Origin of the sequence: Micromonospora auratinigra (assembly GCF_900089595.1) — a bacterium.
Classification (GTDB): domain Bacteria; phylum Actinomycetota; class Actinomycetes; order Mycobacteriales; family Micromonosporaceae; genus Micromonospora; species Micromonospora auratinigra.
In genome coordinates, this window is record NZ_LT594323.1 from 2,985,938 (window position 1) to 3,006,198 (window position 20,261).

Here is a 20,261-nt window from a genome sequence, read left to right on the forward strand (position 1 = left end):
ACTAGGGTCGATCCGTGACCGAGCGGAGCGAGACGTGACCGGCGATCCCCTGTTGCTGACCGGCGAGCTGGACGCCGCCACCGACCGGCTGCTGCGTTCGGTGGCCGCCTTCGGTCCCGCGGACGCCGCCGGGCCGTCGCTGCTGCCGGGCTGGACCCGCGGGCACGTGCTGACCCACCTGGCCCGCAACGCCGACGCCTTCGTCAACCTGCTGACCGCCGCCCGCACCGGCGAGGACATCCCGATGTACGCGAGCCCGCAGGCACGGACCGCCGACATCGAGGCCGGGGCCGGCCGGAGCCCGGCCGAACTCCTCGACGACCTGCGGGCCGGCTCGGCGCGCTTCGCCGCAGCGGTCGAGGCGATGCCGGTCGAGGCCTGGGCCGCCACCGTGCAGACCCGGCGCGGCCCGTGGCCGGCGGCGACGCTGGTCTGGGGGCGGCTGCGTGAGGTCGAGGTGCACCACGTCGACCTGGCGGCCGGCTACCGGCCGGCCGACTGGCCGGACGCGTTCGCCCAGCGGCTGCTGCACGAGGTGACCACCGGGCTGGCCGCCGACCCCGGCGCGCCGGCCATGGTGCTGCGTTTCGACGGCGTCCGGCACGAAATCGTCGTGGGCGATCCCGAGGGGGCGCCCACGGTCACCGGCCCCGCGCCGGAACTGGCCGCCTGGCTCATCGGCCGCAGCGCGGGCGAGGTGCTCACCGTCACGCCCGACGGTCCCCTGCCGACCCCACCGGAATGGATATAGAAGTCGTCATGACCTACACCGGAGACGTCACTCCCGGCGGTGCGCCGGACGTCCGCGAACTCGACCGGCTCACCGTCACCAAGCTGTCGGTGGGCCCGATGGACAACAACGCCTACCTGCTGCGCTGCACCGCGACCGGCGAGCAGCTCCTGATCGACGCCGCGAACGAGGCGCCCCGCCTGCTCGAACTGGTCGGCGAGGGCGGGCTGGCCACGGTGGTCACCACCCACCAGCACATGGACCACTGGGTGGCGCTGGAGGAGGTGGTCGCCAAGACCGGGGCCCGGCCGCTGGTGCACGCCGACGACGCCGAGGGGCTGCCGATCGCGACCGAGCCGCTGCACGAGGGCGACACCGTGCCGGTCGGCGACTGCGCCCTGCAGGTGATCCACCTGCGCGGGCACACCCCCGGTTCGATCGCGCTGCTCTACCGGGACCCGGCCGGGATCCCGCACCTGTTCACCGGCGACTCCCTCTTCCCCGGTGGGGTCGGCAACACCCACCAGGACCCGGATCGGTTCGCCGAGCTGATCGACGACGTGGAGCACAAGCTCTTCGACCGGCTGCCGGACGAGACCTGGTTCTACCCCGGCCACGGCAAGGACAGCACCCTCGGCGCGGAGCGGCCGGCGCTGCCGCAGTGGCGGGCCCGCGGCTGGTGACCCGGGGACCGGGCCGGGTGCTGCCGGCCGCTCAGCCGGGCCGCAGCACCTGGACCCGGCGCACGGGTGAGTCCACCGAGGGCTCGGTGGTCGGCACCGGATAGCTGGCCACCGTCTCCAGGCCCTCGCCGGCCAGGTGTCCCCGGTCGGGGTCACCGACCAGGACCGCGACGCCCCGCGCGGCGGCACGGCGCAGGAACGGCAGCATCCGGGCGGCCAGCCCGGCGTCGTAGAGGACGTCCCCGGCCAGCACCAGGTCCGCGTCGGCCTCGCCGTCCAGCAGGTCGTCGCCGCTGACGGCCAGCGTCACCCCGTTGGCCCGCGCGTTGACGGTGACCGCTGCCAGCGCGTACGGGTCGATGTCGTTGGCGGTCACCGCGTCGGCCCCGGCGAGCGCCGCGGCGATGGCCACCAGTCCGGATCCGGTGGCCAGGTCGAGCACCCGCCGCCCGGCCACCAGCTCGGGACGGTCGAGCAGGTGTCGGGCGAGCGCCTGCCCACCGGCCCAGACCGACGCCCAGTAGGGCGGGGGCAGTGACCGGCCGAGGGCCGCCTCCATCCGGGCCCACCAGAGGATCGCGTCCTCGGCGAGGTGCAGCCGTACCTCCGGCACGAAGGGCGCGGCGATCAGCCGGAGCCCGTCCGGTCCGCCGCCGGGCACGGCGATCTCCCGTTCCAGGTCGGCCAGCGCCGTCTGATCTGTCATCGGGGCTAGCATGACGCACCCGCCGGGGGCGGGGGCGTTTTCCCGCTGAGCGGGTATTCGTGAGCCACGCCGGCACTTCCGCCAGCGGATCGCCCTCCGGCCGGTTACTGTCGGGAAGGTACAGGGCGATCACCGGCCGAGGGGCCGGTGATCACCCGCATTGAACAGGGAGAGACGCATGGCAACCGGCACGGTCAAGTGGTTCAACTCGGAAAAGGGCTTCGGCTTCATCGAGCAGGACGGCGGGGGTCCGGACGTGTTCGTCCACTACTCGGCCATCCAGTCCAGTGGCTACCGCGAGCTGAACGAGGGCCAGAAGGTCGAGTTCGAGGTGACCCAGGGGCAGAAGGGTCCGCAGGCGGACAACGTCCGTCCGATTTAGTCCCGTGCCGGCGGCGACGGTCGGAGCACCGACCGTCGCCGCAGCGCATCACCGGCCCGGAGCCGCCGGCAGGTCACGCCGCCGCCGGAGCGGGCCGAGGAGCAGGATCAGCGGGGTCGCCGCCAGCCAGGCGGTGGTGAGCCGGATGGCGCCGGCCGGCCCCCACATCGCACCGAGCACGCCGGCCAGCACGGCCGCGACCGGGATGGTGCCGTAGTTGAGCAGCTGCATGCTCACCGTCACCCGACCCAGCAGCCGGTGCGGGGTGTACGTCTGCCGGAAGCTGCCCTTGACCACGTTGCCCACGGCGACGCCGAGGCTCACCAGCGCCCCGCCGAGCACCAGCCAGAGCACCCGTACGCCGGGGCCGGCGAGCGGGATGAGCAGGGCGGGCGGCCCGGTCAACGCGGCGGCGACGAGCAGCGCGCGGCCGGTGCCCAGCCGGCGACCGAGCGTGGTGGCCAGCAGCGCGCCCAGGATGCCGCCCACACCGGCCAGTCCGATCAGCAGACCGACCGCCCCGGCGGGCAGCCCGGCCGAGCGGACCAGGAACACCACCAGCACGGCCTGGTAGCCGGTGAGGCCGATGTTGCTGGCCGCCCCGAAGAGGGTCAGCACCCGCAGGTACGGGTCGTGGAGCACGAAGCGCAGCCCGTCGGCGACCTCCCGCCGCAGGGTGGACGCGCCGGCCGGCCGGACCGGAGGTGGCTCCACGGTCCGGATCCGCCGCAGGCAGGCCGCGGAGACCAGGAAGCTCAGCGCGTCCAGCAGCACCGCCGTCACCGCCCCGGCGAGCTGGGCGATCAGCCCGGCCAACCCGGGACCGACCAGGTAGCTGGCGGTCCGGGAGGCGTGCAGCTTGGCGTTGCCCTCGGGCACCTGCTCGGGGTGGAGCAGGGTCGGCAGGTACACCTGCTCGGCGGTCTCGGCGAAGACCCGGGCCAGTCCGGCGCCGAACGCCACCACCAGGAGTTGGCCGACGGTGAGCAGGCCGGCCAGGGCGGCCACCGGAACGCTGAGGAACAGCGCCGCCGAGACCAGGTCACCGCCGATCAGCACGGGCCGACGGCGGATCCGGTCCACCCAGGCGCCGGCGGGCAGCCCGACCAGCAACCAGGGCAACCACGCCGCGGCGGTGAGCGCCGCGACTCCGAAGGTGCTGGCGTCGAGCGCGGCCACCGCCACCAGGGGCAGCGCCACCGCCGTCACGTTGCTGCCCACGGCGCTGACCGTCTGCCCGACCCAGAGCAGCCGGAAGTCGCGGTGCCGGCGCAGCGGGGCCGGGGCGGGCGTACCGGTGAGGATGGTCACGGCCGGGCCGGTACGCCGTGGGCGAAGACGAAGACCGGCTCGCGCCGCCGGTCGTCGTCGGGTACGGCCCGGTCGGCCCACCGGTCGAGGAGCGCGATCACCTCGCGGCTGAGCTCGGCCAGTTCCTCGGGGGTGAGCCGCAGCCACTTGTCGGTGCTGAACGGACCGTCGGCCCAGGCCGCCTGCTGCTCGTCACCGGCGGCGTGCCAGGCGCGGACCAGGGCGACGTGCCGGTCCAGGTTGAGCGAGCCGGCGGCGTCGGCCACCGCCCGGGCGGCCGGATCGGCGTCGAAGTCGGCGTGCGACCAGCGGACACCGCGGTCGCGCAGCCGCCACCAGCGTTCCCGGCGGTCCCGGGCGTGCTCGGGCGCCTCGGTCACCAGGTCGGCGGCGGCGAGCACCTTGAGGTGGTGGCTGACGTTCGCCGGGGCCTGGTCGGTCCGTTCGGCGAGCTGGCCGACGGTGCACGGACCGTAGACCTTGAGCGTGTCCATCAGGCGGCGGCGCAGCGGATGCGCGAGGGCCGCGAGGACGCGGGAGTCGGTGACCTGTCGAACCTGATCGGCTGCCATGGTGCCAGCCTGCCATTCGCAATAGCTGTTGCGCAACAGCTATTGCGGAATGGTGAGCCGGCCGGCGCGGCACGCGGCCGCCCCGGCCGGCTCGGGTCAGGCGACCAGCCGCCGGGCCAACTCGTCGGCGACGTCCTTGGCCAGCTGAGGCGGGATCGCCGCGGCGATCTTCTCCGGGGGCAGGCCGGCGAGGACGCCGGAGACGATCGCCGGCTCGTCGGTGAAGTCCTTCGTGGACAACGTCTGCACCTGCGCGGCCAGCTCGTCGAGCCGCAACATCACGTAGTCGAGCTTGCTGACCAGGCTGTTGCCGGCGGTCCGGGGGCCGGAGCCGTCCGGGTCGACGCTGCGGCCCATGCTGGAGCCGCCGAAGAACATGCCGGTGTAGATGTTGTTGATCTGGCTCTCCGCTTCGGCGCTCATCTCGTCCTCCATAAGTCCGATGCTGATCAGGTAACGGCGGAACAGCGGGGTCTGGTCCCGGTTCGCCTTGGTCGAGTCGCGGAAGAAACTGATGTGGGTGTGGGTGAGATGGCTGGAGTCGCCGGTGGTGCGCCGTCCGAGCCGGTCCCATCGCTTCACGGTGCTGCCGTCCGGGGAGTAGATGATCTCCCGGATGTCCGTGCTGTCAGCGGCGCCCGCGACGCACTGCGCGACGAGCCAGTTCGACATGCTGCGCAGGGTGTGCGTACGGCCGCCGGAGGCGACACTGAACATCCCGATGTCCAGGGCGGACGCGTTGAGCGTCAGCCCCGAGGAGTCCCGGCTGGACTCGACCACGGAGTAGTCGTTGGCGACCACCCGGTCCGCGCCGCAGTGGTAGCCGCCGAGGTGGCTGGCGTCACCGACGATGCCGACCTCGCCCGGCTCCAGGTCGGCGTCCTTGCCGACGTTCTTGTCGACGTTGAGATACGTGAGCAGCAGGCTGCGCACGGCGATCAGGTTTGCTGGGGCACTCGTCATGGTTCCCTCTTGGACAGTCCACCGACCAGTCACGAATCTCACTGCGTGTAATGCCGCGAGGCGTCGTGTCCGGCCGAATATGATGCCCGGCGCCGAGCTGTTGAGCGACACACTATCGTCGCCATCGAGGGTTTGCCCAGCTCAGACGCACTATCTGGAACTATTCGGCGGCTGTGGGCAGTGCCGGCAGCACCACTGAGGACAGGTGCGCCGGGTCGTGCAGGATCTCTCGCCATCCGGCACGCAGCGTGACCGCCGTACCGAGCGGTTCGCCGGTGCCCGGATTGCGCGCCCAGCGCGGGTGGGCCCCGCCGGTGACCTGTACGCGCAGCCGGTGCCCCGGCGCGAACCGGTGCGCCACCGGCCACAGGGCGACCGGCACCCGGACCACGCCGGAGCCGTCGGTGGGGAACCGCCCCGGCGTCACCCGCACCAGCCCGTCGCAGACGTTCCAGGACCGGCCGCGCCGGTCCACGTCGCACAGCCGGACGAAGACGTCCAGGTGCGACAGCTCACTGCGGACGTGGATCTCGGCCTGCACGGGGCCGACCACCTCGACCGGGGTCGCCAGCGGCGCGCTGGTGTACGTGAGCACGTCCGGCCGGGCCTCCACCGGCCGGTTGTCCACCGCGCCGGCCCGCTGGGCCACCAGGAGCGGACCGCCGAGCGACGGGGTGGGGTCGGCCGGGTCGTACCGGATCCGGTCGGGCGCGGTGGCGGTCGGCACGGCCGGGTCCAGGACGCCGCCGGCGTGCAGGTGCCACCGGGCCGGCACCGCCGGGGGCGGCCAGTCGGGCAGGTCGCGCCAGCCGCCGCCGGTCCCGCCGACGTGCACCCGGACCGGGGCGCGCCCGGACCCGGGCCGGCCGGCCAGGTGCTCGTCGAGCCAGTCGATCCCCTCCCGCAGCGCGGCGACGAACAGCCCCGGGCTGCCGTGCGTCCACGGGCCGACGGTCAGCCGGGGCCGGGCCCCGGCCGCCCGCAGCCGGGCGTAGTCGTCGAGCTGGGCCGGGAGGAAGATGTCCTGCCAGCCACTGACCATGGCCACCGGGGCGCGCACCTCGTCGATCCGGTCGCCGAAGCAGCGCAGCCGCCAGTATTCGGCGTCGGGGGTGTGGTGGCGCAGCCACTCCTGGAAGAACGGCACGGTCACCCCGGTGGCGATCCGGTCGGCCTCGGCCAGCGGCAGGTGGGCCAGCGCCCGGACCAGGCGCGGCTGCCCGCGCTTGAGTTCCCACTGCCGGGCCAGCCACGGCACGGTCTGCGCCTGGAGCAGCTCGGCCCAGGTGAGCACGGTGTCCAGGGCGAAGGACTCCCCCGCGTACGTCGAGTCGCGGGTGGCCGAGGCGGTCACCACCGCGACCATCGCGCGCAGCTCGTCGGCCGCCTCCGCGGCCACCGCCCACTGCACGAAGCCCTGGTAGCTGGCGCCGAACATGCCGAACACGCCGGTCCACCAGGGTTGCCGGCGCAGCCAGTCCAGGGTGTCCAGGCCGTCGTCGCGCTCGTGCACCAGCGGGGCGAACTCGCCGCCGGAGCCGTACGTGCCCCGGCACGACTGGATCACCACGTGCTGACCGCGCTCGGCCAGCAGCCGACCGAGCAGCCGCATCGGGCCACCGCGCCCGTACGGCGTGCGGACCAGCACGGTCGGCGCGTCCGGCAGGTCCGGGGCGTAGTGGTCGGTGCGCAGCGCGACGCCGTCACGGACCCGGACCGCGATGTCGCGGGTCACCGCGACCCGGCGGGTACGGGCGGCGGGCAGCCGCAGCGCCACCCCGACCAGCCGGGTGAGCAGCCGGTCCACCGCCCTAGTCCGGCCGGCGCCCGGTGCTCGGGGTCTCCGCCCGGGCCGCCCGGACCGCGTCCCGGTGCTCGCCCATCGAGGTCACCATGTCGGCCAGGAACCGGTGCACGATCTCGAGTTCGGCGTCGGTGTAGCGGTCCATCACGTCGTCGGTGCGCCGCCCCAGCGGCCCGAAGAAGCTGCGGGCCAGCTCCGCGCCCCGGTCGGCGTAGTGCAGGAACACCTTGCGCCGGTCGGCGGTGTCGCGGTCGCGCCGGATGTGCCCGGCCCGCTCCAGCCGGTCGATCAGCGCGGTCACCGAGCCGGAGGAGAGGTTCAACCGCTCACCGAGGCGGCCCGGGGTGATCGGGTCGCCGACCATCTCGGCGTCCATCACCGCGATCAGCGCGTGCAGGTCGGTGGCGTTGAGCCCGTGCAGGCCGGCGAAGGCGTGCCCGATGTGCTGCGCGTGCACCGAGTAGCGGCGCAGGTCGTTGGTGATGTCCGCGACCATCCGCCCGCGCGGGTCGTCCCGCCGCCGATACATGCCGTGCGTTGCCACGTCTCGTCGCTGCTCCCTGTCCGAGAGGTCCGCTTGCAGCATAAGCCCTCGCCGGTTAATCTCGCTCATCAAGATACTCGGGCAGCGAGAATCACCCGCAACGAATCACGTGAGGGCCACCCATGTCACTGTTCACCCGCGTCGCCCGGGGCCGGCTGGCCGCCTGGCTCACCGTGGTCGCCGCGCTCGTGGTGGGCGCGGCCGTGTTCGGCCTGCCGAAGCCCGACAACCCGGCCCCCGTCTCCGCCACCGGCCTCTCGGTCGAGTGGCAGTCGACGCAGGTCGAGCGCCTCCAGGACCAGCTCCCCTCCAGCGAGGTCCAGCCCGCGGTGGTCGTGGTCAGCCGCGACGACCGGGCCCCGTTGACCGAGTCCGACCGGACCGCCCTGGACGGCGCGTCGGCCGCCCTGGCCCGGTTCGCCGTCGGCGGTCGGGTCAGCCCCGCCCAGGTCTCCCCCGACGGCACGGTCGCCCTGGTCGCCGTACCGCTCTCCACCGCCGAGGGCCAGCAGAAGGTCGCCGAGCAGGTCGGTGAGCTGCGGACCGCCCTGGCCGACCTGCCCGACGCGCTGACCGTGGCGGTGACCGGCGCGCCGGCCTTCACCGCCGACCTCACCAAGGTCTTCGAGGGCGCCGACGTCACCCTGCTGCTGGTCACCGCCGCGGTGGTCGCGCTGCTGCTGCTGATCACCTACCGCAGCCCGTTCCTCTGGATCGTGCCGCTGCTGGTGGTCGCCGCGACCGAACAGCTCACCCTGCGCGCCGTGGACACGATCGTCCCGGCGTTCGGCATCAACCTCCAGGAGGGCGCGGTCACCGGCATCGCCAGCGTGCTGGTCTTCGGCGCGGCGACCGACTACGCCCTGCTGCTGATCGCCCGCTACCGGGAGGAGCTGCGGCGCGAGGAGGACCGGTTCACCGCCATGCGGGCGGCACTGCGCCGCACCGCCGAGCCGATCCTGGCCAGCGGCTCCACCGTCGTGCTCGGCGTGCTCACCCTGCTGCTGTCCGAGCAGGAGAACAACCGGGCGCTCGCGATCGCCTGCGCCACCGGCGTCGTGTTCGCCATGCTCTCCGCGCTCTTCGTGCTCCCCGCCGCGCTGGTGCTGCTCGGCCGGGGACTGTTCTGGCCGTTCGTACCCCGGGTGGGCAGCCCGGCGCGGGAGGGCCGGCTCTGGGGCCGGCTCGGCGCCGCGGTCGTCCGCCGCCCGCTGCCGGTCGCGGCGCTCGCCACGCTGCTGCTGGCCGGCCTGGCGCTGGGCGGCCTCGGCATCCGCACCGGCCTGTCCGAGACCGAGCAGTTCCGGGTCAAGCCCGAGGCGGTGGCCGGCGCGGAGACCCTGGCCCGGGCCTTCCCGGCCGGGACCACCCAGCCCGTGGCCGTGCTCACCAACCCCGGCGCGGCGCAGGCCGTGCTGGCCGCCGCCGGCGCGGTGGACGGGGTGGCCTCCGCCCGGCCCGGTCCGGCCGGCGAGCGGGTCGCCCAGGTCGACGTGGTGCTGGAGGCCGAGCCGGGCACGGCCGCCTCGGACCGGACGGTGACCGCGCTGCGCGACGCCGTCGCCGCGGTGCCGGGCTCCGCGCCGCCGACCGTCGCCGGAGCCGAGGCCCCCGAGGGCGCGCTGGTGGGCGGCACGGTCGCCGCCACGTACGACTCGGAGCAGGCGAACACCCGCGACCTGCGGCTGATCCTGCCGATCATCCTGCTGCTGGTGGGCGCGGTGCTGGTGCTGCTGCTGCGCGGCCTGGTCGCCCCGGTGCTGCTGGTGCTGACCGTGATCGCCTCGTTCTTCGCCAGCCTGGGTGCCGCGTGGCTGCTCTTCGACCACGTGCTGGGCTTCCCGGCGCTGGACAGCGGGGTGCTGCTGCTCGCCTTCGTGTTCCTGGTGGCACTCGGCGTGGACTACAACATCTTCCTGGTCACCCGGGCCCGGGAGGACGCCCGCCGGACCGGCACCCGCGACGGCATGCTCTCCGCGCTGCGGGTCACCGGCGGGGTGATCACCAGCGCCGGGGTGCTGCTCGCGGCGGTCTTCGCGGTGCTCGGCGTGCTGCCGCTGATCACGCTCACCCAGATCGGGATCATCGTCTGTGTCGGCGTGCTGCTGGACACCCTGCTGGTCCGCACGGTGCTGGTGCCGGCGCTGGCCTTCGTGCTCGGTGACCGGTTCTGGTGGCCGGGCCGGATCCGGCGGGACCCGGACGCCCCGGCTTCCGAGCCGGCCGGTACGCCCGCCGAGCCGGTCGGCGCGCACGACTGAACCACTCCCTTCCGGGGCCCCGGCGGTCGGTCCGCCGGGGCCCCGGCGCGTCCGTGTGGTGTGTCCCCGGTCACGGGGACGGCTGACTTGGCCGCCGGGGTCGGAGCCACCGGCGCGCCCCCGCGTACGCTAGGAAGCCGACCAGCAGCGCGGGTCGCCTCCTCCGGCACCGGCCGGACCGGCGGTCACCACGGTTCCCACCGCGGCGACCCCGGCGGTGACCAGGCACGACGGCGGGGCGGTAGGCCCCGCGGGCACTCGGCAGGTCGGCCTCCGCTCCCCCATCCGGGAGTCCGGTGTGCCGCCCGCCGAACCGGTCGGAGCAGCAGTTTCGGCAGAGATCCGGGTGCGCCCGGGGGACGACCCCGGCCCGTGTACCGGCAACCGCAGACAGGAGTATGGAGGGTATGCAGCTACGCACCGACCTCCGCAACGTCGCCATCATCGCCCACGTCGACCACGGCAAGACGACCCTGGTCGACGCCATGTTGCGGCAGGCCGGCGCCTACGGCGCCCGTGGTGAGACCACCGAGCGGGTCATGGACTCGATGGACCTCGAGCGGGAAAAGGGCATCACCATCCTGGCCAAGAACACCGGCGTGCGCTACATGCCGGCGGACGGCTCCGACCCGGTCACCATCAACATCATCGACACCCCGGGCCACGCCGACTTCGGCGGCGAGGTCGAGCGCGGCCTGACCATGGTCGACGGGGTGGTGCTGCTGGTCGACGCCAGCGAGGGCCCGCTGCCGCAGACCCGGTTCGTGCTGCGCAAGGCGCTCAAGGCCCGGATGCCGATCATCCTCGTGATCAACAAGGTGGACCGTCCGGACGCCCGGATCAAGGAGGTCGTGGACGACACCTACGAGCTCTTCCTCGACCTGGACGCCGACGAGGAGCAGATCGACTTCCCGATCGTCTACGCCTGCGCCCGCGACGGCATCGCCTCGCTGACCCAGCCCGCCGACGGCTCGGTCCCCAGCGACAGCGACAACCTGGAGCCGCTGTTCCGCACCCTGCTGGACACCATCCCCGCCCCGGCCTTCGACGAGGACGCCCCGCTCCAGGCGCACGTCACCAACCTCGACGCCTCGCCGTTCCTCGGCCGGCTGGCGCTGTGCCGGGTCCGCCAGGGCACCATCAGCAAGGGCCAGACCGTGGCCTGGTGCCGCACCGACGGCAGCACCCAGCGGGTCCGCATCTCCGAGCTGCTGATGACCGAGGGCCTGGAGCGCAAGCCCGCCGAGTCCGCCGGCCCCGGCGACATCATCGCGGTCGCCGGCATCCCGGAGATCATGATCGGTGAGACCCTCGCCGACGCCGAGAACCCGGTCCCGCTGCCGCTGATCACCGTCGACGAGCCGGCCATCTCGATGACCATCGGCACCAACACCTCGCCGCTGGTCGGCCGGGTCAAGGGCGCCAAGGTCACCGCGCGGATGGTCAAGGACCGGCTCGACAAGGAGCTGATCGGCAACGTCTCGCTGCGGGTGCTGCCCACCGAGCGGCCCGATGCCTGGGAGGTGCAGGGCCGCGGCGAGCTGGCGCTGGCCATCCTGGTCGAGCAGATGCGCCGCGAGTCCTACGAGCTGACCGTCGGCAAGCCGCAGGTCGTCACCAAGGAGATCGACGGCAAGACCTGCGAGCCGGTCGAGCGGCTGACCATCGACGCCCCCGAGGAGTACCTGGGCGCGATCACGCAGCTCCTGGCCACCCGCAAGGGCCGGATGGAGCAGTTGGTCAACCACGGCACCGGCTGGATCCGGATGGAGTGGCTGGTCCCGGCGCGCGGCCTGATCGGCTTCCGCACCGAGTTCCTCACCGACACCCGGGGCACCGGCATCCTGCACCACGTGTTCGAGTCGTACGAGCCGTGGTTCGGCGAGCTGCGTACCCGTAACAACGGGTCGCTGGTGGCCGACCGCTCCGGCGCGGTCACCTCGTTCGCCATGATCAACCTGCAGGAGCGCGGCCAGCTCTTCGTCGAGCCGACCACCGAGGTGTACGAGGGCATGATCGTCGGGGAGAACTCCCGCTCCGACGACATGGACGTCAACATCACCAAGGAGAAGAAGCTCACCAACATGCGGGCGTCGACCTCCGACGAGACCGAGAAGCTGATCCCGCCGCGCAAGCTGTCGCTGGAGCAGGCCCTCGAGTTCTGCCGCGAGGACGAGTGCGTCGAGGTGACCCCGACCGCGGTGCGCATCCGCAAGGTCGTCCTCGACCAGACCCAGCGCGGCCGGATGGCCGCCCGCCGCAAGCACGCCGGCTGACCCACCCGCACCCGCAACACCCCGGAGCCCGGCCCGCCTCCCCGGCGGCGCCGGGCTCCCCCCTTCCCCCGTCCCACCCCCGCCCAGCGCCTCGCACAACTCATCGCAACCTAACGATTGCACTCACCCCTTGACCCCGCCCCGTGGCGGCTGACAACAACTTCATGATCACGGGAGCGAGGGGCCCGGGAGGGGGAGGGAGGGGCGTCGGGGGGGACGGGTGATCGGCTACGGTCACCGGCATGGGGTGGGGAGAGATGGACGCACACCTGGACACGGTGGCGGGGACCGTTTCGGCGTACGTGGGACGGGTGGGGGCGCCGCCGACGTGGCACCGGCTGGCGGACGCCACCCACTACGCGGCCAGCACGATGAAGGTCGGGGTGCTGGTGGCGCTGCACCGGGCCGCCGAGGCCGGCCGGCTGGACCTGGACGCGCCGATCCCGGTGCGCAACGCCTTCGACTCCGCGCTGCCCGGCGCGCCGACGTTCGCCTGCGCCCAGCACTACGACAACGACGACGCCGTGTGGGAGCGGGTGGGCGGCACCGCGTCGCTGCGCTGGCTCGCCCAGCGGATGATCGTGCGCTCCAGCAACCTGGCCACCAACATCTGCATCGGGCAGGTCGGCCTGCCGGCGGTGGCCGAGGTCTGGGCGCTCGCCGGGGCGCGGCACAGCGTCACCGGCCGGGGCATCGAGGACTTCGCGGCCCGCGAGGCGGGCATCACCAACCTGGTCACGGCCGCCGACCTGGCCGCGCTGCTCGGCGGGTTGGCGCTCGGGGCGCAGCGGCCAGGTCCGCTCGCCTCGCCGGCCGCCTGCGCGGCGATGCTGGACGTCCTCGTCGCCCAGGAGCACCGTGAGGACCTGGCCGCCGGGCTGCCCGAGGGCACCCGGATCGCGCACAAGAACGGCTGGGTCCGGGGAGTCCGGCACGGCGCGGGGGTGGTCTTCCCGGACGACGCCCCGCCGTACGCGATCGTCATGTGCACCACCACCGACCTGGCCGACGGCGGCCCGGACGGCGAGGGCGACGAGGACGACGCCTGCCGGCTGATCGCCAAGGTCTCCGCGCAGGTCTGGGCCGCCCGGCACGACCTGGCCGACTGACCCACCACTCACACCGGCCGGCCGGCACCACCCGACCCGGCCGACCCTGCCACCCGACCCGTCCCCTTCCGACCGCGCACGGGTCGGCCGGACACGGCCGGACGCCATTGATCAAGGGCTTTGCGTCAAAGTTGGTCTCCTGGGCGACCCAAACCCCTTGATCAACCCGAGCCGGGCGGAGGGGGCGGAGAAAAACGCGCTGTAGCGTGTTGACCACTGAACCGGTTCAGCAATAGCATCATCGATGCCGTCGACCGTGAGCCGGGGTGCGACGGCCGCGTGCGGCCTGGGCAGCCCGCGCATGTCTTGAATCCGAAACCGTCTCGGATCGGACGCGGCGAGCGGGTGTCCGCGCCGTCGGAGTCGACGCGTGGGCACCCCTTGCCTTAACCGATTCAGTCAGGCGTCCGCCTGAACCCTCGAGGAGATCCGTATGCGATCACGCCCCCTCACCGTCCTGGCCGCCGCCGGTGCGCTGCTCGCCGGCGCGGTCGTCGCGTTGCCCGCGGCCCACGCCGCCTCGGCGGCCTGCTCGGTGACCTGGCAGACCACCAACGACTGGGGCAGCGGCGCCACCGTCGACGTCACCCTCACCAACCACGGCGCCGCCCTCACCGGCTGGACCCTCGGTTGGACCTTCCCCGGCAGCCAGCAGGTCACCTCCAGCTGGAACGGCAGCTACCAGCAGACCGGCGCGGCGGTGACCATCCGCAACGCCGACTGGAACGGCGCCCTCGGTACCGGCGCGTCGACCACCGCCGGACTCAGCCTCTCCTACAGCGGCGGCAACCCGGCACCCACCACCTTCACCCTCAACGGCGACACCTGCGCCGGCCCCGCACCCACCAGCAGCCCCAGCACCAGCCCGAGCCCCACCACCAGCCCGAGCCCGAGCACCAGCCCGAGCCCGAGCACCAGCCCGAGCGCCAGCCCGTCGCCGACCGGCACCCCGAGCCCCACCGGCCCGGCGACCACCGGACGGGTCACCCGACAGGGCAGCAGGCTGCTCCTCGACGGCCAGCCGTTCCGCTTCGGCGGGGTCAACCTCAGCTGGCTCGGCCTCGACGAGAACGTCGGCGGCATCGCGTACCCGACCCCGTTCCGGGTCGACGACGGGCTCGACACGGCCAAGGCCATGGGGGTCACCGTCGTCCGGTCGCACACCCTGGGCATCTCCACCGGCCACCCGCTGACCCTGGAGCCGAAGCTCGGCCAGTTCAACGACGCCGCCTTCGGCCCGATCGACTACGCGGTCGCCGCCGCGAAGTCCCGTGGGCTGCGGCTGATCGTGCCGCTCACCGACAACTGGCACTGGTACCACGGCGGCCGGCACGACTTCACCGACTGGCTCGGCCTGCCCGAGGACGCGTTCTACACCGACTCGCGGGCGATCGCCGCGTTCGAGACGTACATCGACCACCTGCTCAACCACGTCAACCCGTACACCGGAACCGCCTTCAAGGACGAACCGGCCGTGCTGGCCTGGGAACTGGGCAACGAGCTGACCGGCGTGAACAGCACCTGGATCCGGACCATCTCCGCGCACCTCAAGCAACTCTCCCCGCGTACCCTGGTCGCCTCGCACTGGAGCGGTCAGGAGTACGGCGTCGACGAGGTCGACATCGTCGACGCCCACTACTACCCGTTCAACTCCGCCGACCAGGTCCGCGCCGACGCCCGCGACATCACCTCGCACGGCAAGGCGTACATCGCCGGGGAGTACGGCTCCACCGACGTGACCAGCGCCAAGCTGGACCCGCTGCCCGGCGACCCGAACATCTCCGGGGCCGCGTTTTGGCAGATCTTCCCGCACCGTGACGACTTCGGCTATGTGCAGCACAACGACGGCTACACCCTGCACTACCCGGGCGACGACGCCACGATGCGCGGTCGGGCCGACGCCATCCGCCGCTTCGACCACGCGATGAACGGGCAGGCCGTACCGCCGATCCCCGCGCCCGGCGCACCGCTGCTGACCAGCGCCCAGCGCACCGGCGGCGGTGTCGCCCTGGCCTGGCGCGGCGCCAGCACCGCCGACCGCTACACGGTCCGCCGCTCCACCACCAGTGCCGACGGCCCGTGGACCACCATCTGCGACCGCTGCGCCACCGACAACAGCACCCCGTGGACCGACACCTCGGCACCCAGCACCGCCGCCTGGTACCAGGTCACCGGCTACACCAGCGAACTGGTCGCCGGCCCCGCCTCCAACGCGCTGAAGACCGGCGAGGGCTCCACCGTCGGCACCACCCTCTACGACTTCGAGTCCGGGGTGGACGGCTTCGGCGGCACCAACCTGGCCGGCGGCCCCTGGTCGGTCACCGACTGGGCCGCCTCCGGCACCCACTCGCTCAAGGCCGACCTCACCCTCGGCGCGCGTACCGCGTACGTGGCCCGGACCCAGACGGTCAACCTCTCCGGCCGGAGCAGCCTGCGCCTGACGGCCCGGCTGGCCACCTGGGGCACCCTCGGCAGCGGTGTGCAGGCCAAGGTGTACGTCAAGACCGGCGGCTCCTGGACCTGGTACGACAGCGGCCCGCTCGCCCTGACCACCAGCGCCGCCACGCTCACCCTGGGCCTGACCGGGGTGGCCAACCTCGGCGACGTCCGGGAGATCGGCGTCCAGCTGATCAGCCCCGCCGACAGCAGCGGCACCACCGCCGTCTACCTCGACAACGTCACCGTCTCCTGACCGGCGCGCCGGCCGGGGCGGCCACCACCCGCCGCCCCGGCCGGCGCCTCACTCCAGCAGGTTCGCCCGCAACGCGGCGACCACCTCGTCGCCCACGCCCAACCCGTCGCGCAGGTACGCCCCGAACGACCCGTGCACCCGCCGCACCTCGTCGTACGCCGCGTCCAGGTAGTCCGGCCGCACCTCCAGCAGCGGCCGGGCCGTCGCCGGGTCCAGCTCCGGCTGCCGGCGGGTCATCGCGGCGAGCAGCACCTCGCGCAGGCTCTCGGTCAACTCGTTGTGCCGCAGGTAGTCGGCCCGGATCGCGTCCTCGTCCACCCCCAACGCGGTCAGCAGCACCACCGACAGCCAGCCGGTCCGGTCCTTGCCCGCCGAGCAGTGGAACAGCAGCGGCAGGTTCATCGGCTCGGCGGCCAGCCGGACCGCCGCCCCGAACCCGGCCCGCGCCGACTCCCCGGTGACGAACCACCGGTAGATCGCGCCCATCGCCGCCGGCATGCCCTCGGCCGCCAGCTCCCGGTACGCGGACAGGTCGTGCCCGAGCAGCACCGCCGAGATGTAGGTGAACACCGGGTGCGCCGGGTCGTACACCGGCAGGTGCACCACCCGCGGGTCACCGACCAGCCGGTCCGGCGGGGCCACCGCCTGCTCGCTGGCGTCGCGCAGGTCCACCACGCAGGCCGGCGCCAACCCGCCCAGCACCGGCAGGTCGTCATCGGTGAGCCGACCCAGCGCGGCGGTGCGCAGCAGCCGCCCGGCCCGTACCCGGCGGCCGTCCGCCGCGGGCAGCCCACCCAGGTCACGCGCGTTCGGCGCGCCCACCAACCGCCAGTCCCGTCCCGCCATTCGGCCCTCCCCTGTCGCCGGCCACCTGCGTATAGGGTGCCCGACATGACGATCGCCGCGGTACGCACCCACCGGCTTTCCGCCCCCTTACACACCCCGTTCGTGACCGCGCTGCGCCGCACGACCACCGTGGACACCCTCGTCGTCGAGCTGGTCGACCGCGACGGGCGCTCCGGCTTCGGGGAGGCGCCGCAGGTCTGGCAGGTCACCGGGTCGTCGATCGCCGGCGCCGAGTCCTGCGTCCGGGAGCTGCTGGCGCCGCTGATGATCGGGCGGGACCCCGACGACCTCCAGGCCCGCTGCGCCGAGGTGCGCCGCGCGGTGGTCGGCAACGAGTCCGCCCGGGCCGCCGTCGACGTCGCCCTGCACGACCTGGCCGCCCGGCGCCTCGGCGTACCCCTGGCCCGGCTGCTCGGCGGGACGGCCCGGCACGTCCCGACGGACGTCACGCTCGCCGCCGGGGAGGCGGTCGACCTGGCCGCGTCCGCGCGGCGGCGGGCCGACGAGGGCTTCACCGTGCTGAAGCTGAAGGTCGGCACGGACGCCCGCGGCGACCTCGACCGGGTCCGCGCGGTGCGGGCCGCGGTCGGTCCGGGGGTCCGCATCCGGCTGGACGCCAACCAGGGCTGGACGCCGCGCGAGGCGGTCCGGGTGATCCGCGGCATCGAGGACGCGGGGCTCGACGTCGAGCTGGTCGAGCAGCCGGTGCACCGCCGCGACCTGGACGGGCTGGCCTGGGTCAGCGACCGGGTGGACCTGCCGGTCCTCGCCGACGAGTCGGTCTTCGACCTGCGTGACCTGGTCGAGGTGATCCGCCGGCGGGCGGCCGACATGGTGAACGTCAAGCTGGCCAAGTGCGGCGGCCTGCAGACCGCCCGCACGTTGCTCGACCTGGCCGCCGCGCACGACATGGGCACGATCGTCGGTTCGATGATGGAGAGCCCGGTGGGCGTGGGCGCGGCGGCCAGCCTGGTCGCCGCCTGCGGCACCAGCACGATCTCCGACCTGGACGCCGCCTGGTGGCTGGCCTGGTCGCCGGTCGCCGGCGGCATCCGGTACGACGGTCCCCACGTGGTGCTGCCGGACGCCCCCGGTCTCGGCGTCACACACGTGAATGAAGCAAACATTCAGCCCACGGCTTGAGTGCTGTTGGAATCTTTCATAGGGTCGGCGCAGAGTGCCCGAGATGGGGGTGGACGTGGAACTGCAACCCGGCCGCGAGGCCGTCGTCCGGGTCCCGGTGGCGACCCTCTGGACCGCTCCCGAGGCGGTCCGGCCGGTCGACGGTCCCGCCCTGACCGACACCGCCGACACGGCCGCCTGGGTCGCCGGCCTGGACCGTGACCAGCAGGTCGGCGACTGTGTCCTGAGCCAGCTGCTGCTCGGCGAGCGGGTGCTCGTCACCGAGCTGCGTCCCGACGGCTGGGCGCGGGTGGTGGCCCTCGGCCAGCCCGCCGCCAAGCTCGACTGCCGCGGCTACCCGGGCTGGCTGCCCACCGCCCAGCTGACCGGCCCGCCCCCGGGCGCGACCACGGCGGCCGTGGACATCACCCGGAGCACCGCCGCCCCGCTGGTCGTGGACGCCCTGCGGACCACCCTGCGCGTCGCGCCGGACGGGCCGGCCGCCCTCGCCGACGTCGTCCTCGGCACCCGGCTCACCCCCGCCGGCCGGCCCGTCGACGGGTGGCGTCCGGTGCGGGCGCCCGGTCACCCCGACCCGCTCTGGGCCCCCGAGGGCGACCTGGTCCCGCTGCCCGCCGAGCGCCCCGAGGCCAAGGAGGTGCTCGCGGTCGCCGACCGGCTGCGCGACCTCCCGTACATCTGGGGTGGCCTCTCCAGCCACGGCATCGACTGCTCCGGCCTGGTGCACCTGGCCTGGCGGCGGTACGGGGTGACCCTCCCCCGCGACGCCGACGACCAGGCGGAGGCGACCACCCCGCTGCCGCTGGACGACGAGCGCCCCGGCGACCTCTACTTCTTCGCCCGGCCCGGCCGGCGCATCCACCACGTCGGCATCGTCACCGCCGAGCCGCACGGCGACCGGCGGCGGATGCTGCACGCCTGCTACCGGCAGCGCCGGGTGCTGGAGGAGCAGCTCCCCGAGGACCGGCTCGCCACCCTGGTCGGCGTCCACCGCGTCTGACCCCGTACGCGACGAAGGGGCGCTCCCGATCGCGGGAGCGCCCCTTGCGCGTGGGCGGCGGTCAGCGTCGGGCGTCGGCCAGCTCGCGGCGACGGTCCCGGGACGACTTCAGCAGGCTCGCCGCGGTGGCGATCGCCAGGGTGCCCAGGATGACGGTGAGCGAGAGCCAGATCGGGATGTGCGGGGCCCAGGCCACGTGCTCGCCGCCGTTGATGAACGGCAGGTTGTTGTCGGCCAGGGCCTCCAGCACCAGCTTGACGCCGATGAAGCCGAGCACCACGGCCAGGCCGTAGCTGAGGTAGATCAGCCGGTCGAGCAGCCCGCCGAGCAGGAAGTAGAGCTGCCGCAGGCCCATCAGCGCGAAGACGTTCGCGGTGAAGACCAGGTACGGCTCCTGGGTGATGCCGAAGATCGCCGGGATCGAGTCGAGCGCGAAGATCAGGTCGGTGGTCCCGATGGCGATCATCACGATCAGCATCGGGGTGAACAGCCGCCGGCCGTTCTCGTGCGTGGTCATCCGCGCGCCGTCGAAGTCCCGGGACAGCGGCAGCGCCTTGCGGCTCCACCGGATCAGCAGGTTCTCGCTGAACTCGTCCTCGTCCGGCTCACCCTGACGGGCCAGGTTGATCGCGGTGTAGATCAGGAACGCCCCGAAGATGTAGAACACCCAGGAGAACTGGGAGATCAGCGCCGCGCCGGCGGCGATGAAGCCACCCCGCATGACCAGCGCCAGCAGGATGCCGATGAGCAGCACCTTCTGCTGGTAACGCCGGGGCACCCCGAACCGGGCCATGATGATCACGAAGACGAAGAGGTTGTCCACCGAGAGGCTGTACTCGGTGAGCCACCCGGTGTAGAACTGGCCGGCCACACTCGCCCCGGCGGTGAGCCAGAGGCCCGCGCCGAAGAGCAGGGCCAGCCCCACGTAGAAGCCGACCCAGAGGCTCGACTCACGGACGCTGGGCTCGTGCGGGCGGCGACCGATGATGAAGAGGTCGGCGAGCAGGACCGCGATCATGACGACGAGGGTCCCGGCCCACACGTATCCGGACACGTTCAATTCCATCCTCCGGCAGACACACAGCGTCGGGCACACCGTACGCCGGGTGAAGGGCCGGGGTGCGTCGACGCTGACTCTGGTGACTGTCGGAGGTCTCTTCCGCCAGGTGATCCGAGGTGCCGGACCACTGACCGACGGAGCCGGGTCGGGCCACCAGGGGGTGGGGGCTCTTCCGTGCT

General features: G+C 73.4%; 17 protein-coding genes. 9 read left to right on the forward strand and 8 right to left on the reverse strand.

What is annotated here, in order from left to right:
* The first annotated feature begins 34 nt into the window (after window positions 1-34).
* Together GA0070611_RS13095 and GA0070611_RS13100 are read left to right on the forward strand one after the other, a co-directional pair.
* On the forward strand, window positions 35-751 hold the full coding sequence (locus GA0070611_RS13095; RefSeq protein WP_091663402.1) for a maleylpyruvate isomerase family mycothiol-dependent enzyme: 717 nt from the start codon (window positions 35-37) through the stop codon (window positions 749-751).
* 8 nt (window positions 752-759) lie between these two features.
* Window positions 760-1,413, forward strand: a complete 654-nt coding sequence (locus GA0070611_RS13100) for an MBL fold metallo-hydrolase (RefSeq protein WP_091663405.1) — start codon at window positions 760-762, stop codon at window positions 1,411-1,413.
* A 31-nt stretch (window positions 1,414-1,444) separates the two neighbouring features.
* Here the strand turns inward: GA0070611_RS13100 and GA0070611_RS13105 are convergent, their stop codons facing one another.
* Window positions 1,445-2,119 carry a class I SAM-dependent methyltransferase gene (locus tag GA0070611_RS13105; RefSeq protein ID WP_091663408.1) on the reverse strand — a complete coding sequence of 225 codons (675 nt, stop codon included), beginning with the start codon at window positions 2,117-2,119 and terminating at the stop codon, window positions 1,445-1,447.
* A gap of 178 nt (window positions 2,120-2,297) precedes the next feature.
* Here GA0070611_RS13105 and GA0070611_RS13110 point away from each other — a divergent pair, with 178 nt between their 5' ends.
* On the forward strand, window positions 2,298-2,501 hold the full coding sequence (locus GA0070611_RS13110; RefSeq protein WP_091663412.1) for a cold-shock protein: 204 nt from the start codon (window positions 2,298-2,300) through the stop codon (window positions 2,499-2,501).
* Between the two features lie 48 nt (window positions 2,502-2,549).
* On the opposite strand, the gene GA0070611_RS13115 is transcribed toward GA0070611_RS13110, so the two are convergent.
* From GA0070611_RS13115 to GA0070611_RS13135, 5 genes are all read right to left on the reverse strand, one after another.
* Window positions 2,550-3,812: an MFS transporter gene (locus GA0070611_RS13115; RefSeq protein WP_091663416.1), complete on the reverse strand. Its 1,263-nt coding sequence runs from the start codon at window positions 3,810-3,812 to the stop codon at window positions 2,550-2,552.
* Window positions 3,809-4,384: an ArsR/SmtB family transcription factor gene (locus GA0070611_RS13120; protein WP_091663421.1), complete on the reverse strand. Its 576-nt coding sequence runs from the start codon at window positions 4,382-4,384 to the stop codon at window positions 3,809-3,811. Before GA0070611_RS13120 ends, GA0070611_RS13115 begins: the two co-directional genes overlap by 4 nt.
* 96 nt (window positions 4,385-4,480) lie before the next feature.
* Complete coding sequence (locus GA0070611_RS13125) at window positions 4,481-5,347, reverse strand: hypothetical protein (protein ID WP_091663424.1); 867 nt, start codon at window positions 5,345-5,347, stop codon at window positions 4,481-4,483.
* A 160-nt stretch (window positions 5,348-5,507) separates the two neighbouring features.
* Window positions 5,508-7,154 carry a CocE/NonD family hydrolase gene (locus GA0070611_RS13130; protein ID WP_091663429.1) on the reverse strand — a complete coding sequence of 549 codons (1,647 nt, stop codon included), beginning with the start codon at window positions 7,152-7,154 and terminating at the stop codon, window positions 5,508-5,510.
* 4 nt (window positions 7,155-7,158) lie between these two features.
* Window positions 7,159-7,680 carry a MarR family winged helix-turn-helix transcriptional regulator gene (locus GA0070611_RS13135; RefSeq protein WP_091663432.1) on the reverse strand — a complete coding sequence of 174 codons (522 nt, stop codon included), beginning with the start codon at window positions 7,678-7,680 and terminating at the stop codon, window positions 7,159-7,161.
* 137 nt (window positions 7,681-7,817) lie between these two features.
* On the opposite strand from GA0070611_RS13135, the gene GA0070611_RS13140 reads away from it, so the two are divergent.
* The 4 genes from GA0070611_RS13140 (at window position 7,818) to GA0070611_RS13155 (ending at window position 16,033) form a co-directional block, all read left to right on the forward strand.
* Window positions 7,818-9,956 (forward strand): MMPL family transporter, encoded by a 2,139-nt coding sequence (locus tag GA0070611_RS13140; protein ID WP_091663434.1) that lies wholly within the window; start codon window positions 7,818-7,820, stop codon window positions 9,954-9,956.
* Between the two features lie 407 nt (window positions 9,957-10,363).
* Window positions 10,364-12,232 carry a translational GTPase TypA gene (typA, locus tag GA0070611_RS13145; protein ID WP_091663436.1) on the forward strand — a complete coding sequence of 623 codons (1,869 nt, stop codon included), beginning with the start codon at window positions 10,364-10,366 and terminating at the stop codon, window positions 12,230-12,232.
* Between the two features lie 242 nt (window positions 12,233-12,474).
* On the forward strand, window positions 12,475-13,341 hold the full coding sequence (locus GA0070611_RS13150; protein ID WP_091663439.1) for a serine hydrolase: 867 nt from the start codon (window positions 12,475-12,477) through the stop codon (window positions 13,339-13,341).
* Between the two features lie 433 nt (window positions 13,342-13,774).
* Window positions 13,775-16,033, forward strand: a complete 2,259-nt coding sequence (locus GA0070611_RS13155; RefSeq protein ID WP_091663443.1) for a cellulose binding domain-containing protein — start codon at window positions 13,775-13,777, stop codon at window positions 16,031-16,033.
* 48 nt (window positions 16,034-16,081) lie between these two features.
* On the opposite strand, the gene GA0070611_RS13160 is transcribed toward GA0070611_RS13155, so the two are convergent.
* Window positions 16,082-16,879 carry a tyrosine-protein phosphatase gene (locus GA0070611_RS13160; protein WP_091663448.1) on the reverse strand — a complete coding sequence of 266 codons (798 nt, stop codon included), beginning with the start codon at window positions 16,877-16,879 and terminating at the stop codon, window positions 16,082-16,084.
* A 45-nt stretch (window positions 16,880-16,924) separates the two neighbouring features.
* On the opposite strand from GA0070611_RS13160, the gene GA0070611_RS13165 reads away from it, so the two are divergent.
* Window positions 16,925-18,022 carry a mandelate racemase/muconate lactonizing enzyme family protein gene (locus tag GA0070611_RS13165; RefSeq protein ID WP_091663453.1) on the forward strand — a complete coding sequence of 366 codons (1,098 nt, stop codon included), beginning with the start codon at window positions 16,925-16,927 and terminating at the stop codon, window positions 18,020-18,022.
* Window positions 18,023-18,065: 43 nt separating this feature from the next.
* A complete protein-coding gene (locus GA0070611_RS13170) occupies window positions 18,066-19,022 on the forward strand; it encodes a C40 family peptidase (protein WP_231921443.1) in 957 nt (318 codons plus the stop codon).
* A 61-nt stretch (window positions 19,023-19,083) separates the two neighbouring features.
* Here the strand turns inward: GA0070611_RS13170 and GA0070611_RS13175 are convergent, their stop codons facing one another.
* Window positions 19,084-20,082 carry a TerC family protein gene (locus GA0070611_RS13175; protein WP_091663457.1) on the reverse strand — a complete coding sequence of 333 codons (999 nt, stop codon included), beginning with the start codon at window positions 20,080-20,082 and terminating at the stop codon, window positions 19,084-19,086.
* Between the last annotated feature and the right edge of the window lie 179 nt (window positions 20,083-20,261).